The 17,071-nt window shown below is 48.3% G+C and carries 15 protein-coding genes and 1 tRNA gene; 7 read left to right on the top strand and 9 right to left on the bottom strand.

Going from position 1 to position 17,071, the window contains the following annotated elements; translation table 11 throughout:
• Window positions 1–59 precede the first annotated feature (59 nt).
• A complete protein-coding gene (locus BUB06_RS13975) occupies window positions 60–1,124 on the top strand; it encodes a sensor domain-containing diguanylate cyclase (RefSeq protein WP_039473706.1) in 1,065 nt (354 codons plus the stop codon).
• A gap of 21 nt (window positions 1,125–1,145) precedes the next feature.
• Here the strand turns inward: BUB06_RS13975 and BUB06_RS13970 are convergent, their stop codons facing one another.
• From BUB06_RS13970 to BUB06_RS13955, 4 genes are all read right to left on the bottom strand, one after another.
• Complete coding sequence (locus BUB06_RS13970; protein ID WP_039473704.1) at window positions 1,146–1,952, bottom strand: hypothetical protein; 807 nt, start codon at window positions 1,950–1,952, stop codon at window positions 1,146–1,148.
• 108 nt (window positions 1,953–2,060) lie between these two features.
• A complete protein-coding gene (locus tag BUB06_RS13965; protein WP_039473903.1) occupies window positions 2,061–2,513 on the bottom strand; it encodes a hypothetical protein in 453 nt (150 codons plus the stop codon).
• A gap of 573 nt (window positions 2,514–3,086) precedes the next feature.
• Complete coding sequence (locus BUB06_RS13960) at window positions 3,087–3,425, bottom strand: DUF1869 domain-containing protein (RefSeq protein WP_039473701.1); 339 nt, start codon at window positions 3,423–3,425, stop codon at window positions 3,087–3,089.
• A gap of 10 nt (window positions 3,426–3,435) precedes the next feature.
• On the bottom strand, window positions 3,436–3,768 hold the full coding sequence (locus tag BUB06_RS13955) for a TehB family protein (protein WP_039473698.1): 333 nt from the start codon (window positions 3,766–3,768) through the stop codon (window positions 3,436–3,438).
• Between the two features lie 397 nt (window positions 3,769–4,165).
• Between BUB06_RS13955 and BUB06_RS13950 the strand changes: the two genes are divergently transcribed.
• Window positions 4,166–4,756, top strand: a complete 591-nt coding sequence (locus tag BUB06_RS13950; RefSeq protein WP_039473696.1) for a flavin reductase family protein — start codon at window positions 4,166–4,168, stop codon at window positions 4,754–4,756.
• 210 nt (window positions 4,757–4,966) lie between these two features.
• On the opposite strand, the gene BUB06_RS13945 is transcribed toward BUB06_RS13950, so the two are convergent.
• Window positions 4,967–5,875, bottom strand: a complete 909-nt coding sequence (locus tag BUB06_RS13945) for a LysR family transcriptional regulator (RefSeq protein ID WP_039473693.1) — start codon at window positions 5,873–5,875, stop codon at window positions 4,967–4,969.
• Window positions 5,876–6,000: 125 nt separating this feature from the next.
• Here BUB06_RS13945 and BUB06_RS13940 point away from each other — a divergent pair, with 125 nt between their 5' ends.
• On the top strand, window positions 6,001–6,936 hold the full coding sequence (locus BUB06_RS13940; RefSeq protein ID WP_039473690.1) for an alpha/beta fold hydrolase: 936 nt from the start codon (window positions 6,001–6,003) through the stop codon (window positions 6,934–6,936).
• Window positions 6,937–7,014: 78 nt separating this feature from the next.
• Here the strand turns inward: BUB06_RS13940 and BUB06_RS13935 are convergent, their stop codons facing one another.
• Complete coding sequence (locus tag BUB06_RS13935; protein ID WP_010304761.1) at window positions 7,015–7,584, bottom strand: TetR/AcrR family transcriptional regulator; 570 nt, start codon at window positions 7,582–7,584, stop codon at window positions 7,015–7,017.
• Window positions 7,585–7,721: 137 nt separating this feature from the next.
• On the opposite strand from BUB06_RS13935, the gene BUB06_RS13930 reads away from it, so the two are divergent.
• The 4 genes from BUB06_RS13930 (at window position 7,722) to BUB06_RS13915 (ending at window position 11,611) form a co-directional block, all read left to right on the top strand.
• On the top strand, window positions 7,722–8,813 hold the full coding sequence (locus BUB06_RS13930; RefSeq protein ID WP_039473686.1) for an alkene reductase: 1,092 nt from the start codon (window positions 7,722–7,724) through the stop codon (window positions 8,811–8,813).
• A gap of 75 nt (window positions 8,814–8,888) precedes the next feature.
• On the top strand, window positions 8,889–9,671 hold the full coding sequence (locus BUB06_RS13925) for an SDR family NAD(P)-dependent oxidoreductase (protein WP_010304766.1): 783 nt from the start codon (window positions 8,889–8,891) through the stop codon (window positions 9,669–9,671).
• Between the two features lie 94 nt (window positions 9,672–9,765).
• Window positions 9,766–10,584, top strand: a complete 819-nt coding sequence (locus BUB06_RS13920; RefSeq protein ID WP_039473683.1) for an oxidoreductase — start codon at window positions 9,766–9,768, stop codon at window positions 10,582–10,584.
• Between the two features lie 7 nt (window positions 10,585–10,591).
• A complete protein-coding gene (locus tag BUB06_RS13915; protein WP_039473681.1) occupies window positions 10,592–11,611 on the top strand; it encodes an NADP-dependent oxidoreductase in 1,020 nt (339 codons plus the stop codon).
• 274 nt (window positions 11,612–11,885) lie between these two features.
• Here the strand turns inward: BUB06_RS13915 and BUB06_RS13910 are convergent.
• The 3 genes from BUB06_RS13910 to BUB06_RS13900 all read right to left on the bottom strand — a co-directional run bounded on the left by BUB06_RS13910 (window position 11,886) and on the right by BUB06_RS13900 (window position 16,775).
• Window positions 11,886–11,961, bottom strand: a tRNA-Asn gene (locus tag BUB06_RS13910).
• A 142-nt stretch (window positions 11,962–12,103) separates the two neighbouring features.
• A complete protein-coding gene (locus BUB06_RS13905) occupies window positions 12,104–13,366 on the bottom strand; it encodes an MFS transporter (protein ID WP_039473900.1) in 1,263 nt (420 codons plus the stop codon).
• Between the two features lie 277 nt (window positions 13,367–13,643).
• Window positions 13,644–16,775 (bottom strand): beta-galactosidase, encoded by a 3,132-nt coding sequence (locus BUB06_RS13900; RefSeq protein WP_039473679.1) that lies wholly within the window; start codon window positions 16,773–16,775, stop codon window positions 13,644–13,646.
• Window positions 16,776–17,071: the final 296 nt, after the last annotated feature.

The following is a 17,071-nucleotide window of genomic DNA, read 5'->3' as shown; positions in this document are numbered from 1 at the left end:
CGTTTTTTAGGTAGTTGATTGTTTTTTATTAAAAATATACACCGTTGGGATTTGTTGTTATGACTGATAATTTGCTTTCTCACCTTTCGAACACATTACGTTCAGAGGCTTCCTTCGAGGGGCTCGTTCGCCAGTTATTAGTTATGCTGGAGCTGGTCACCGATCTGGAATCGACCTACCTGACACAGGTTGACACCGAAGCGGGTTTTCAAAATATCCTGTTTGCTCACAACACGAAAACGCTCAATATTCCTGAAGGGATCTCGGTTCCGTGGCATGACACGCTGTGCAAACGTGCGCTGGACGAAGGGCAAAGCTACACGCCTAACGTGGCTGAATGCTGGGGGGATTCTGAGGCGGCGCAAGCGTTGGGTATTATGACCTATGCCAGTACGCCAGTACGTATGGAAGACGGGCAGTTATATGGCACCCTCTGTGCCGCAAGCTCCGACCATAAGCCGCTGACGACCAAAGGTGAACAGATCCTAAGTTTATTCGCGCAACTTATTGCTCAGCAGGTGCAGAAAGAATGGCTGGTGCAGCAGTTAACGGCTGCCAATGCCGCATTACATGAATATTCTTACACCGACTCACTGACCGGGTTGCTTAATCGTCGTGGCGTGTTTTACTCGCTGGAAGCGATGTTTTCTCAGGCCGGGAATGACCACCAGCAGGTGTTGATTGTGTTCATTGACCTCGACGGCTTTAAAAAAATTAACGACCAGTTCGGCCACGAAGCCGGTGATATCTTCTTGCAAGAGGTGGGACGACGCTTGCTGGCGTGGGGGAATCCGGGTGATGTCGTCGGGCGTCTTGGTGGTGATGAATTTGTCTTTGCCCGTATGGTCAACGTTGCGCCGGGAGAGAATGAACGCGTGATTGCTTCCTTCAGAGACGACATTACGCCTTTGTTACAGGGGAGCTATTCTCTCGGTAAGGCCAGTTCGCTCGGTTCGGTCAATATTGAATATCTAGGCGCAAGCATAGGGATTGTCACGGCAGATCCTTCCGTCGATGAACCGGATGGTGTGATCCGCCGAGCGGATGCTGCTATGTACGCCAATAAAGTCACACGAAAAAAAGATCAAACCCGCGCTTTTGACGTCATCACAGCACAACCGTAAATGCCTGTGCAGGTGTAATTATCAGGCATCTTTGGTGGCATCCAGAGTGAGTTTGCCATCTTCTAAGTGAAGCTTGGTGGGGGAAAGGAGCTCAAACAGGCGGTTGAACGGATCGGCGTCTTTGCCTGATTCCCCAGTCATAAAGTTGAAGTCCATTTCTATCAGGTACTTCAGACGTGGTACATAGCCTTCAGGTGCCTGTGCTTGTTCGATTAATGGCAGACTCTCATGGTGATCTAACACCATTTTGAAAAATTCGGTTTGTTTAAACTCGCCGCGATTCCACTCCAGTTTGCTTTGTGCTATGGCCATTGTGCGCCACACTTGCTCCTGGTCATAAGCCTCGCTCCAGGCTGCACGCCGCTCATTCACTGTAAAGGTTCCGCTGTCGTCATAGGTAATCAGCGCCAGCTGTTCACGAGACAAGCCTTTGAAGGGGTTACTTCCTTGGCCATTGGCATACGCTGTCGCTTGTTTCGCTCTGGCTAATCGCTCGGGGTCATCACTATTGGGGACTTCCGCATCGTGTACTTTCTTACTACTGACATAGCCCATGCCGACCAGTTCATCATCCACGCTTCTGGCTCTGGCTGCCAATGTACTGCGGTCGCTTTTGGCGTCTCTGGCTTCGGCTCTGACGGCGGCATCGCTGAGCTGTTTTGCCAGTGTGGTAATGCCGCTATTTTTTTTATTTGAATAACCATCAGACGCTGTAGACGCAGACTGTGTGCTTTCGGATACGTTTTCCTGCTTTTTTATCGAGCGACTGTCATTGGTGGACTGCGCATCTGCCACCGTACTTTTTGAAAGGCCATTGAAGTTAATCATTCGTTCTTCTCACTCGTTGTGATTAAGGGATAAGTAACGATTAATGCTGCTTATCCCTATTCATAAAAAACGCTTGAGTGGTTGCTCAGCTATTTTTCAGTACGGGTGTTATCTCATGGTAATTTCTACATCTGAGTCGTGAGTGTTGACGTTGGCATAAGTCACTCTCAGGTCACAGCGTGCGCCGTTGCTAGGTGTTGTGCTCTTAGTCCATTGGGGAATTTTATTTCCCAGCACATATTTCACAGTATACGTCATATCAAACTGGCAAACTTTGGCTCCAACTTTGTAACGAACATGCATTGAACCAACGTCACTGATTGGATTGGAGATCGTATATTTGTCTGAATCCCCAGACTTGACGCTTTCTTTTGGCGTCGGTGAAGCGTTCGCCTGCGAGAAAACTTCTGCTGTTGTCGTCGGAGAAAAAACAGCGGCAGGGGCTGAGGATGCACCAAGATTCTTAAAGGTGACATTGAATTTCGGGCCCGCATTAGCAGCAGCTGATGCAAAAAGGGCTGTCATGAACAGTGAGGACAACAGAATATTGCTTGATTTCATTTGAAAAAACTCCATGTATTTTCATCTGCGACTACAGTCTTTTTATTCTTTCTATCCTGCTACGTGGAATACGACGCTGTGTGCTGTAGCCATAAACGCAGGCAGACCACGTGATTTGATAATAAATCGGCATTATATAAAAAATGTTTAAGTATTTATGGTTATTTTAATAACGCTTTATAGACTTTGAACGTATATTTTCTTCTCGTTCTTAATTTACTCACACTAATAATAATCATGATAACTATTAAGTTACATGTTCTGCTCATCCAGAATGGGATGGTTGTGTTAGACGAACCGCTATAGACAGATTTCATTTACTGAATGAGATAATCAGCTAATACCCATGTGGCTATGCTTTCCTGATTAGTGATCGAGGCGGATAAACAAAGTGGTGAAATCGATGGTTGCCGTTGATAAGCCTGCATTACGGCATGAATGGCTATTTTTAATAATCGAAGGATAGGTAGGGTACAGGGGCGCTTGTTAAGTCATAAGACATCCAGCGCCTTTTTTTAATGAGTAGGGTACTAAAGGTATATCTTAAATAATCCGAGTACGGGGTAGTCGATACTACCAGCCGCAGACGTTAGTGTCTTCATCCGCATCGTAGCCACGTACGATATTAACCAGATCTTTTACTGCTTCAGCTGAAATTGTCTTGTCTTTTAATTCTTCGACCGTAGCGAGATCTTTATCAACGGACACGCCGTTATTATTATTCGTGACGGTCAGCAAAAATCCTTTTTTATTCTCACTGGCTGAAGGCAGTTCGTTGAGTAATTCTACAACTGCACCTGCGGCGAAATCGGGGACATAAAAAGCCATTGGTTTAAGATAAACCTTTTCTGCTTTTTTATTATTTTCACGGTTCAACAGTGTTAATGAATAGCCTTTATTTTCACTTGTCATTATGTTTACCTCAACCTTCTATCAAAATTTTTGGATCGACATAAAAGTCCACGTTAAATAGCGTATCATCAGATAACGCTTCGATTCTGTGCCATTTCTCTGGGGGAAATACGCCAAATTGTCCGGCTTCGATCGTTAGCGTTTCGACGGGCTCAGTACTTGTCTCATCCGCGTAGCCATAATAACGAATCGTCCCTTGCATCACGCACAAGCGTGGGTAGACGCCTTGCCGCGTCCCTGCATCCAAATGGCGTTTCCAGATAGACGGCGGGGCTGTTTCTTTTGTCCAGAAAGGCGTTGTTCGGGTATGAACATAATTCGCGGGTATAACAATTCGTTCCATGTTTAAACCTCATGCTTTACCCAGCCACATTGCAGGGTGGGAAGGAAAAAACCATATGGTGTATATCATATACCTCTTTTAATGTTTGTGAATTATTTTCTGCTCATTAATTTTTTACAATATCGCAACACTTCGCGGAAAGGCCGTATTATCAAGGATCAATTTACCAAGGGTTCATGTTTCCCACGTCGGTTATTTTTCTCCGTCGATGTGTTGAGGTAAAAACTAACATCAAGGAATAGTTACATTAAGTTATTTTTTGATGGTCTACTTATTAGGGATATTGAATTGAATAAATCATCCTTACGGCTACTCAGTTAGAGTTATTGTTAAAGGGAAATCAAAAGAGTAGAAATGAAAAAATATAACGCCACTCTATGATGAGGTCTGAACTCAAATGAAAAAGAACGTAAAACTCAGTTCGTTTTATTATGGCTTCCCGGTTTTTCTTGTTACGACGACGGATAATAGCAACGGAGAAGTCAATGTTGCGTCTATTTCGTCATCAATTTCCCTCGGCGATAAAATTATTATCGGTGTCACGAAAGGAAGTAAAACCTACAGTAATTTATTATCCGGCTCTGATGTTGTCATCAATATTCCTGATTACAAACTGTGGGAGAAAGTTGAAGCACTGGGTAAGTTAACCGGAAGCGATGCGCTATCTGAAGGTCAGATTAAATGGGGCGTTCAGGTCTGCCACGATAAATTCTCCAAAGTCGGCCTTCATACTGAAGCCTCTACCGATATTACGCCGCCCCGGGTGATTGAATGTCCTATTCAGGCGGAATGTAAGACCGTTAGCACGACGGACAAAGGGCGTTTTATTCTTGTCGAACTGGATATTGTGAATGTCTGGGTGGAGAGCGAGCTATTAGGATCAAATGATGTCATCGACTCGTCAAAATGGAAGCCTTTGATCTACAACTTCCGCGAATACGATACGACGGGTGACGCATTAGGTTTTAATTTTAAATACGGCCATTAATTTTATCGAGAGAACGCTGCCACGGTGTTTACTGATGGCGGCGTTCTCTCATTTTTAAATCGTTAATACTCTAAAACCTCGGTATTACATGATTAACTGTTCTGCTCGGTGAGGCGTAACTTTTTAGCGTTTAGGGACGTTTATAACATGCCGGATTTTTTTCTTAATGGGCAGCGTTTTGAGTCAGGCAACACAATATATGACTCATTCTTACTTGTAATGAGCGTCAGGCGGAACGTGACATTGTTCTGATAATACGGCGATGTGCGCTGTACAAAAATCGATATAGGCTCTGGCCGTTGAAGAGATGTGCTGCTGCTTTTTATATACCAGATGCAAAGAGGAATAGGGCAGCGGGTACTCTGGAAGCAGCTCAGTCAGCTCTCCTCTTTTGATATATTCAGCAGCGAAAAACGCCGGTAATTCGGTGATGAAATCCCCGGCAAGGGCACCTGCTCGCAAATGAAGATAATCATTAACCGTCAATACGGCTGAGACGTCATAAGCGTGGTTGCCCAGCATCCATACAGGGCGGGCGTCAATAATGGATCCCCAGGCAGCACAAGGGAATTTTATCAGGTCAGATGGTTCACGCAGGGGCGGTGACGCGTTCAGTAATCTCGGGCTGGCAACAAGAATATGGCGAAAATCCATTAAATGTCGTGCAACCACTGAATCATCGGAGATGGTACCCACCCGTAATGCAACATCGACCCCGTCGGATATCAGGTCCACTCTTCTCTCGGTGGAATACACATTTACCGCAATGCGTGGGTATGTCTGCTGAAACTGCCTGATGATTTCCCACCAGGGTCCCATAGACTGGGGAAGCGTCAAACGCAGCCGTCCGGTGATATGAGGATGATCTGGCACCATAAACTGTTCAGCGTCGTTAAGGATATCCATCGCAGAGCTTGCGTGGTTAAGTAATCTTTTCCCAGCTTCCGTTACCTTGCAGCCTTTCGCTGTTCGTTCGAGCAGTAGCACCTTGAGCTCTTTTTCCAGATCTTGAATCCTGCGACTCAGGGTCGGCAGCGGGATGTTGTTCTCTCGGGCAGCAGCAGTCAGGCTTCCACTCCGGGCGGCCATGACGAACATGTTAAGCGCATTCAGATCCAATATTTCTTCCTCTCAGATATGGAAGGGCTACTTTCATTTTCTGCTCTACATACTAAAGAATTGGCTCAGTAAAATGTATCTGTTTTCAGGCAACAGGCTATTAAAAGCCAGAAGGGGCAAGAATTATGCGTAGAACTGCACTGCAACACTTTGGACGAGATTTCGACTTTCCTAATGCTATCCAGGGGCTACCCGCTAAGCTCTCAGATGTGGAAGGTCTGGAGATTGGTTCATTTCAGACTAACGATGGCGTGTCACTTTCCTACTGGAAGGCTGGTCAAGGTACGCCGCTCGTTTTGATTCCGGGATGGTCCTCTCATGGGGCTGAGTACATCAATCTCATTCACCTTCTTAAAGAAGACTATGAAGTGTATGTGCTGGATCAGCGTAACCACGGCTTGTCTGACAAGGTGATGTTTGGCAATCGTATTTCTCGCTTGTCTGCTGATGTGAACGATTTCTTCACTGCACTTAATATTGAAAAGGCACATCTTTGTGGCTGGTCGATGGGATGTTCCGTTATCTGGAGCTATATCGATTTATATGGTGACAGTAAAATTGAAAAACTGGTGTTTATTGATGAACCGCCATCAATCTATTGTCACAGTGACTGGACCGAAGAAGAGCGGGTGAAGGCCGGAGCATTTACGATATCTGCCGAAGCCATGATTGCTATGTATTACGGTAAAGGGCCATCCAATCGCCTTGCGGTGAACACCGATATTTTTGATTTTTATACTATTGTCGGTGCACCCGCGTTTGAGAACTCACACAAATTTGCTGAAGAATTTGTGCCATCGGATATGGCTGCGCTTCAACATGTTCTGTTCGATCACATTCTGAACGACTGGCGAGATGTGTTTTCCTGGAAAATCCAGCGTCCGACACTGGTAGTGTCCGGTGAACACAGTAACTGGGTGGAAAGTCAGCGCTGGATCGCGGAAACCGTACCTGATGGTCAGGCGCTGATTTATGGTAAAAATGAAAACGGCGATCACTTCCTGCATCTGAAGGAACCGCTGAAATTCTCTGAGCAGCTTAAAAATTTCCTGCAGGAATAAGTTCAGCCACACTGAGAATTGCCCGTTATTTTTCCGCACTTCTGTAAGGAGGTCACTCGCCGGCAAATCTGAGAAGGATTAATCACTTGCCGGGGATTGTGCTTCCTGATTGAGAATTCGTGAGCGGCAAACCGCGAGGATCTCATCGGCGAGGGCGGAATCATCTGGGCAGGCACGCGATAACATCAGAGCGCCAACAAGGTGAGCAAGGGCGCTAATTCTTTCGGCACGCACGTCGTCTCCCGACCCGTTCTCGTTTTCTAATGCTGCCAGTTGATTCTCAATTCCAGCCGCGAAACTTTCCTTAATTGATGCTGACTGGCGTGCTGAATCCACACCAAGCGCTGACATCACACAGCCATTTCCCATCGAATCACGATGCTTGCGAGAGAGATATTGCTCTACAAAACCCGCCATATCGACACCCACGGTATTTTCTATCGAATGTGAAAAACCGCAACTCATCGCCTCCGACATCAAATCTGCCTTGGAGCTAAAGTGTTTGTAAAATCCGCCGTGCGTTAAACCTGCGGCTGACATGAGTTCTGCTATACCCACGCCGTCATACCCCCGCTCACGAAACAGCACTGAGGCCGTCTCAACGATACGCATTCGATTTTCGCGAACCTGCTCTTTCGAAACTTTCATCGCTTTAGGGTCCTCTCTTAAAAAGTTATGTCACAAGTATACATTGATGATGATCGTAATCAAACCGTTTGACTTTTTAGATTACGATCATCATCATTATGTTTAGCGTTTCACAAATCACTATCAAGGGAACAAACATGACGAACCGACAATTATTCCAACCCTATAGCCTTGGGCCATTAACGCTCGCCAACCACATTGTGATGGCACCGTTGACACGCAATCGTGCAGGAAAAGGTCTGGTACCCAGCGAGCTGGCAGCAACGTATTACGCGCAGCGTGCCACAGCAGGTCTGTTGATTACTGAAGCTACGCAGATCTCCGCACAAGCGCAGGGTTATCAAGATACCCCAGGGATCTACACGCCAGCGCAAATTGAAGGATGGCGTAAAGTGACTGACGCGGTTCATGCCAAAGGCGGACATATCTTCGTACAGCTATGGCACGTAGGGCGTATATCCCATGTTGACTTACAACCTGATGGCGCAGCGCCAGTTGCCCCTTCAGCCATTCGTGCCGAGACTAAAACGTTTGTGAACAATGGATTCTCGGACGTCTCTGAGCCACGTGCGCTCGAACTGGGAGAAATAAAGAGCATTATCGACGATTTCAGGAAGGCAGCAGCCAACGCGATTGCCGCTGGATTTGATGGTGTTGAGATTCACGGTGCGAATGGCTACCTGCTGGAACAGTTCCTTAAAGACGGTGCCAATCAGCGTACGGATGAGTACGGCGGCTCTGTCGAGAATCGTGCGCGCCTGCTGTTAGAAGTCACGGCGGCGGTTAAAGAGGAGATTGGTGCAGATCGCACGGGTGTGCGCATTTCCCCCGTTTCCCCTGCGAATGCGATTTCTTGCAGTGATCCGCAGCCACAATATGACTACGTCGCTGATCAACTCAATGCATTAGGCATCGTGTATCTCCACGTCGTTGAAGGTGCTACGGGCGGCCCGCGTGATGCATCACCGTTTAATTACGATTCTCTGCGCCGGCGCTTTAAAAATACCTACATTGGTAATAACGGCTATGACCTGACGTTGGCTTCAACTCACCTCTCTGAAGGCAAAGCCGACCTGTTCGCGTTCGGTCGTCCGTTCATCTCCAACCCGGATCTGGTCGAAAGGCTGAAGACGGGCGCGTCTCTGGCCTCACTCAATCCTGAAACACTTTATGGCGGTGGTGCAGCGGGATATACCGATTACCCGTCGCTTACCGAGACCAGCAAGTAAAGCGGCAGGTGTCATGGTTCTACCTGCATCGCACATTACGGATTTTGTTTACACATCAATAGAGAAGATCAACTTATGACTAAAGCTTCAGTTCTCATTACGGGTGCATCAACGGGTATTGGTGCGGTTTACGCTGAACGGTTCGCCCGCCGGGGGCACGACCTGGTTCTGGTCGCCCGCGACAAAGCAAAATTAGTGACACTTGCCGATCGTCTGCGACAGGAAAATGGCATTTCTGTCGATGTTTTGCCTGCTGACCTCACGCAAACGAGTGATTTAGCCGTGGTCGAAGCTCGCCTGCGGGAAGATGCGCAGATTGGCATTCTTATTAATAACGCGGGTATCGCACAGTCGGGCGGCTTCACCGAGCAGACGCCTGATTCGATAGAACGCCTTATCGCGCTTAATGTCACCGCCCTGACCAGACTGGCCAGTGCTGTGGCACCACGATTTGTGCAAGCGGGTGAAGGGTCGATCGTCAACATCAGTTCCATCGTCGGACTCGCTCCGGAATTTGCGATGACGGTTTATGGCGCAACCAAAGCCTTTGTCCTTTTCCTGTCTCAGGGAATGAATGTAGAGCTGTCATCTAAGGGCATTTATATTCAGGCGGTACTTCCTGCCGGTACTTATACGGAAATTTGGGACCGTGCAGGTATCGACATCAGTAATTCTCCAAAATTCATGGAAGTGGGCGAGTTAGTGGATGCCGCACTGGTTGGCTTTGATCGCCGCGAACTCGTCACTATTCCACCTTTACATAATGCTGCACGCTGGGACACCCTCGATGCTTCGCGTCAGGTTTTGCTTTCAGACATCAAACAAGATGAAGCTGCAGAGCGATATAAAGCCCTTTAACCAATGAGTCACACTCTGCAGGACGCGAATAACAGTCTTTGGTTGTTCTGCAGAGGAGTATGCCCCAAACCACTTATGAAGGTCTTATTTCAGCATGACAAATAAACGTGTAGCGCTTGTTACGGGAGCCTCGTCAGGAATTGGCGAGGCATCGGCTAACAAACTATTAGCCGCGGGGTATACGGTCTATGGCACGAGTCGACGCAGTTCTCAGGCCGGTAAGCATTCCTTTCCTTTATTGGCGCTTGATGTCACCGATGACGCGTCCGTAAAGGCCGCTATTGATGAGCTGCTGCGGCGGGAAGGCCGGATCGATATTTTGGTGAATAATGCAGGCTTTGGTATTGCGCCAGCGGCAGCAGAAGAAAGCTCGATCGAACAGGCTAAGAGCCTTTTTGACACGAATTTCCTCGGTATAGTCCGGTTGACTCGAGCGGTCGTTCCCCACATGCGCCGTCAGGGCAGCGGTCGCATCATCAACATCGGTTCGATATTGGGAACGATTCCGTTGCCGTATGTGGCACTTTATGCAGCCAGTAAACATGCGGTCAAAGGGTATTCGGGATCACTGGATCATGAACTACGGACTCAAGGCATAAGAGTGTCTGTGATCGAACCTGCGTACATAAAAACCCAGTTTGAAGTCAATAACATAGAGCCGGACGCGAAGCTTGATGAGTATGAAGGTATTCGGGCTAAGCTGACGAAAGTTGTTGGTAAGGCGATGGCTGAGGCGGAAAGCCCCGAGATAGTGGCGGAAGTCGTCGTTAAAGCGGCTCAGAGTTCGCAGCCTAAGTTACGCTACACGGCGGGGAAATTGGCTGGCCAGTTGAATTTTTTGCTTAGATTTGCGCCCGCAAAATTCCTCGACAACGTGGTGCGTAATAGTCTTCAGCTTGATACGGCAGGATAAATAAAAAATGAATAATAAGACGATGAAAGCCTTCACGTTTAAACGTTATGGTAAGCATCCTGAATTGGGATTCGATGACGTAGATTATCCTTCGCTCAACGCTGATGAAATCTTGGTTAACGTTTACGCTGTGGGGCTAAATCCTATCGACAATATGATCCCTACCGGAATATTTAAGCCAGTTCTGCATTTTACGCTTCCTGCAACATTGGGCAGTGACCTGTCTGGTGTCGTCATCGCAGTAGGGAGCAGTGTGACTCGTTTCGCACCAGGCGATGAAATTTTTGCCAGCATTTTCGATAGGGGAACGGGCTCTCTCGCCGAATTTGCCGTGGTGCCTGAGAGCGCTGCGGCTATGAAACCAGCAAACCTGGATTTTGTGCAGGCGGCTTCGCTCCCGATGGTGAGCCTCACATCCTGGCAGGCACTGATCGAGCGCGCCAAACTCCGGCCTGGTCAGAAGATTTTGATCCCAGCAGGTTCGGGGGGCATTGGTACCTTTGCAATCCAACTGGCGAAACACTTTGGGGCAACAGTGGGAACGACCACGAGTACAAGCAACGTCGAATGGGTAAGTCATCTTGGCGCAGATGATGTGGTTGACTATAAAAAGCAAGAATTCGAAAACGTGCTGAGTGGCTACGATATTGTACTTGGCACTCTCAGAGGTGACGCGATTGAAAAATCCATCAACACGCTTAAGCCTGGAGGAATAATTGTTTCTCTCATCGGGCCGTTAGATGCAGGGTTCGCACGGGCTCGGCGATTAAACTTTTTTCTGACTTTCGTTTTCTGGCTGATGAGCCGAAAGATTATGCGCCTTTCGAAAAAGCGGGGCACTGCCTACACATTCCATTTCGTTCGACCTGATGGTGCTCAATTGACCCAAATTGGCAAACTCCTTGAAACGGAACAAATCAAGCCAGTGGTCGACAAGGTGTTTTCTTTTACTGAAACAAAAGATGCACTTACCTATCTTGCCCAAGGGCATGCAAAGGGAAAAGTTGTCATCAAGATGCAGGGGTAACTTCTTTCCGTTAACAACGAAGTCATCATGCTATGGATCTGAGACTCTTAAGGCGTAATCAGAAGGGTTTACGTTACGGACTTTTGTGTCGTGAGAGACCTATGGTGGTCACACTATTATCGAACCAACTTGACCCCCAATCTGACCACCACCTTCTCCCAATGCTGAAGGAGAATGAAATGTGTATCTGGGACACTTTTCACGTGAAAATATTGAATAAATGGATAAAAACAAAAATCCCGCTTAAGTTTCCTTAAGCGGGATTTTCTAAATTTGGCTCCTCTGACTGGACTCGAACCAGTGACATACGGATTAACAGTCCGCCGTTCTACCGACTGAACTACAGAGGAATCGTGTGAACGGGGCGCATAATAACGGCGTGTGCCGTGCATGTCAAAGGCGTAAACCACAAAATTGCACTGTTCGGTGAGAGAATGTGCAATCTGCCGATATTTTTGGCAAATACCGGCATTTTATCGCGTCCTGCCATCGCTAGAGTGTATTCAGCGGCGCTTTCTGTTTATCGGAAAAGGCATACAGTGGCCCTTTTCCTGACAGGGTAAAGAGGGATATCGCTGTAAAGGAGAGGGCAATGCCGCCTAAAATCAGGTAAGTGCCATGAAAACCGATGCTGTCATACATATTGCCAGCAAAGATGGACATGAAAATGATCGATACCTGTTTAAAGAAGCAGAAACACACCAGATAAATTGTCGCGGAAAAGCGGACTTCAAAGACTGTGGTAATGTATTTGAAGCAGCCGACAATCAGGAACGGTACTTCAAACATGTGCAGCGTTTTCAGCACAATCACTTCCAGCACGGAACTGGCAAAGGCCGAACCAATAATGCGCACTGACATAATCGTACCAGCAATGAGCAGGGCGTTTTTACCACCGATACGGTTCACAATCAGCGGGGCGAAAAACATGATGCTGGCATTAAGCAATTCACCCAGCGTGGTGACGTAGCCAAATACTCGTGTTCCTTCCTGTCGGGTCTCGAAAAATGAGGTAAAGAAGTTGGCAAATTGCTGATCAAAAACATCATAGGTGCAAGAAACGCCGACAACATAGAGCGTCAGGAACCAGATTTTGCGTTCTTTTAGCAGTTCGGCTGCCATTTTCAGATTGAACGGTTTTTGGTTGGAGCCTACCTGATCGGCAACGAGAGCACTGGAGGAAGCCTCTGGTTTCGCTAGCAGCAACAGGATGGCGAGGATGACGGCACAACCGGAACCTAGCCAGAAAACGAACTGGTTATTGATGGTAAACATAATACCGACGATAGATGCACAGAGCGCCCAGCCGAGGCAGCCGAACAGACGCGCACGGCCAAATTCAAACTGGCTACGGCGGCTGACTTTCTCGATATAGGCCTCAATAGCTGGTGCACCGCCATTGTTGATGAACCCCAGGTAAATCCCGCCGACAATAGAACCTAAAACGATATTGTATTTTAGTAATGGGCCAAAAACATAAATAAAGAATGGAGCAAAAAATACCAGCATTATGGTAATAATCCATAGCAGGTGTTTTCTCAATCCTAATTTATCGGAGAGTAAACCAAATATTGGTTGAAATAACAGGGCGAAAAAGGATATGCAGGCGAAGATAATCCCTGTGTCACTTTTACTTATTTGGTTAATATCATGAAGCCAAATAGGGAAGAAGGGGAAGTAAGCCCCCATGATGAAGAAATAGAAAAAGAAAAACAGGCCGAATATCCAGAAATTCTTATTATGTAGGTAGTACATGTTATTTTCTCCGATATGCATTATACCCGTTATACTTCAAGCCGCATGTGTGTTGGTTTCCTTGGTTGACTCTGCTCGTAGTGGGCTTTGTCCTAAAGGTGCAACGCATCACGTTGTTCAACACGCTGACATTTTTGTCACGCAACTCGAATTATTTAGGGTATATATCCGCAGCGTTTATTTTGACGGCGGATATATACCTGCTGGGTACAATCAGGATGAAAAGAGGCGGTAATAACCGCTCTCTTTCGTTGTTTTTTAATACTGTTTTTTCATATCAATACGGCTGATGATGTTGAAGAGCGACGCGATAGTGATAATGCGTGGCCGTGAGTAAATCATCGCGATGAACGCTAGGGCTCCAAGAGTCATCGCCGCCAATTCCCATGTGGAAGCCATCCAGATTGAGCCAAACGCCTTTTTCCTTTTCTAATAAATGATGGTGGGTACACGTCATCAATTGTGCTAGCCCGTAGCGGCTTAACCCAAAGTGGAAGTTTCCGGTGATGATCCATTTGCCATAGGCCAGCGTGCGTGTATTGCAGCGCAACCCGTTTTCCGTTGGGAAAATATAAGGTGTGTGAAGGTCATCCAGTGGCAGATTCCAGTGCCCATGCTGTGCCGCGAGCTGTCGGTCTGGGTAATTTTCATGTGGTCCAAGCCCGACCCAACTGACCTGAGGCGCGATGTCGGCTAACTGGCAGCTCAAGCCCACTCTGGCTAGTGACGGCAGTATCGTGGCGGCATCAACATCGATATCCACGGTCATCACGCCATGTGCATCAATCTGCCAGCGCTTTTTACTCCGTAGCAGGATCTGTCCGGCATGGCTGAATACGTGCTCGGTGGCAATGTGCACGGCATCGGCGAGCTGGTCAGCCTGAATTGCAACACACTGCGTCTGCAATTGATAAAGTCCGGCCGATTTCCAACGTTCGGCCCAGGCGCGCGGATCGATGCGATCGACCTCGCTGATACCGATGTCGTTATCCAGCGGTGCGCGAACAAACTGATCCTGCAAGGGGGTTAACAGCGTTGGGGTATCCGCCGTCCACCACTGTTCCAGCCAGCCGCTTTGTCGGTTAAAGCGCCAGCGCTGTTCGCCCTGAATGATGTCAAAGTACGCATCGGACGAATGTAGAACAGGAGGTTTCTTCTGTTCAGAGTAAGGTGCCTCGGGAAGATGAAGCGGTGCAGGAAGTTGCCACTGATCCCAGGCACAGCGGTGATTGGCTTCTGACCAGGCGGTGGCTTTTGGCTGTACGACTTCAACATTAAGCCAAAGCTCCCCTGCATGATCGACAGTGGGAAAGGATTCCAGCAGCGTTAGAGTCTGGGTTGCCTGCGGAGCGAGCGTCAGCGGCAGAGAACCTTCTGCGAGCGTCTTATCATTCAGCGTAATGCTCCAGTTCAACTGCTCGTTGTCCGTATGGCGAAACAGGTATTCACTGGTAACGCGCAGCTCACACGGTGATTCTGCCTGCCAGAAAAATTGAATGTGTTGCTGTGCCCGCTGGGCTTCATACAGGCTGGGATGCGGGGTGCGATCGGGAAAAACCAAGCCGTCCAGACAGAACTGGCGATCGTTAGGCATGTCGCCAAAATCTCCGCCGTATGCCCAGTAGGCATTGCCTTGTTCGTCGCGGCGGGTCAGCGCCTGATCGACCCAATCCCAAATGAATCCACCCTGTAACCGAGGATATTGGCGGAATGCTTGCCAGTAGCGGGCGAATCCTCCCAGACTGTTGCCCATCGCGTGTGCGTATTCGCAAAGAATGAGTGGCCGATGTTCGTCTGGCATGCTGACCCATTTGGTGATCGACCATTTGGGTACGCTGGGGAAGGGCTGATCTTCATCAACGCGGGCGTACATTGGGCACACAATGTCGGTTGCACGGCTATTCGCGCCGCCGCCTTCGTAATGCACAGGGCGAGTCGGATCGTGGCGTTTGATCCACTGGTAGAGCGCATCATGGTTTGCGCCGTAGCCGGATTCGTTCCCCAATGACCAGATAATGATGCAGGGATGATTGCGGTCGCGCTGCACCATTCTTGATACGCGTTCGCTGTAGGCCGGCAGCCAGATGGGATCGTCCGACAGACGATTCATCGGCTGCATGCCGTGCGTCTCAATGTTCGCTTCATCTACAACATACAGACCGTAGCGATCGCACAACCGATACCACAGCGGATGGTTGGGGTAATGGGAGCAGCGTACGGCGTTAAAATTATGCTGCTTCATCAGCATAATATCGCGCCGCATTGTGTCTTCATCCATGACCTGACCGTGCTGCGGGTGGTGTTCGTGACGGTTAACCCCGCGGATCAGCAGCGGTTGACCGTTCAGCAGCAGCAGGCCGCTGCGGATTTCAACTTTTCTGAAACCGACATCATAGGCTTCTGCTTCGACTAGCTTACCTTCCGCCGTTTCCAATGCAATGACGGCACGATACAGGTGCGGCTGTTCGGCGCTCCACAGGTCGGGCTGTGGCACGTCGATGCGGAGAAAAGATTTGTCATGATAGGCACCGCGCTCATCGACAATATCGCTGCCGAACGCCTGTCGCGTACCACCGATGAGCTTATTACCACGCCAAAGCTGTGCGTGGATGCGATGGTTTTTGGCCTCAGTTTCAGAGAGCGTTGCCTTCACCTGAATATCCAGCGTGCCGTGGCGGAAATCGGCGCTGAGCGGCGTAGTGAGTTGGATATCGCTGAGGTGAACCGCCGGTTTATGCAGAAGCGTGACGTCGCGGAAAATACCGCTCATACGCCACATGTCCTGATCTTCCAGATAGCTGCCGTCAGACCAGCGTAGCACCATCACCGCCAGCCGATTCTCTCCGGTCGTCAGATAGCGACCGATATCAAACTCCGCAGGCAGGCGACTATCCTGCGAATATCCCACCCAGTGGCCGTTACACCAGAGATAAAACGCGGAGTTAACGCCATCAAAAATAATCCGCGTTTGTCCGCGACTGATCCAGTCGTGGTTGACCTTAAAAGTGAGCGAATAACAACCTGTGGGATTGTCTTCTGGCACATAGGGCGGGTTGACGGGGATTGGGTATTTTACGTTGGTGTAAATCGGGGTGTCATAGCCCTGTAGCTGCCAATTGGCAGGCACTGGAATGGTATCTGAATCAGGCAGATCCTGCTGTAACCAGCTTTCCGGTACGGCTTCTGGGCGGGTGAAATAACTAAACGTCCATTCACCATTCAGACGACGAAGCCGCTGAGAGGGCTCATCTTGTTGTGCAGCAGCCATGCTACGCCAGCTGTTGAACGGTGGGTGAGCAGGGAGCCGCTGATAGTGAGTACAGGCTGGGTTTTCCCAATCACGTCGGGCAAGAATTTCTTGCAGCGTGGCGCGATGGTGTGCTGGATACGATAAAACGGTATCGCTCATGATGGCTTGGCTCCTGAACGTTTTTGAGTCTATCTCTGTGATTGAATTTTAAAATTGTTATCCGCTCACAATTTCTGTTGCTCATAACATATCGACTCGATATGGCGAGTAAAGTGGAACATGACAATAAAGTGGAAGCGATCACAAAGATCGTTTGTAAAATGAATAGGGATACATCGAGTTTGGAAAGCGCTACGCAATAAACCAACGAGAGATGATAAATAACTTATTGTTTATCATCTTATTTTGTTAGGGTTTGGCATCGGTAGTGAAAAGCTACTGTTGTGTAAAGGGTT

Source organism: Pectobacterium carotovorum, assembly GCF_900129615.1.
Taxonomy (GTDB): Bacteria; Pseudomonadota; Gammaproteobacteria; order Enterobacterales; family Enterobacteriaceae; genus Pectobacterium; species Pectobacterium carotovorum.
This window is presented reverse-complemented; position numbering and strand designations above follow the sequence as displayed.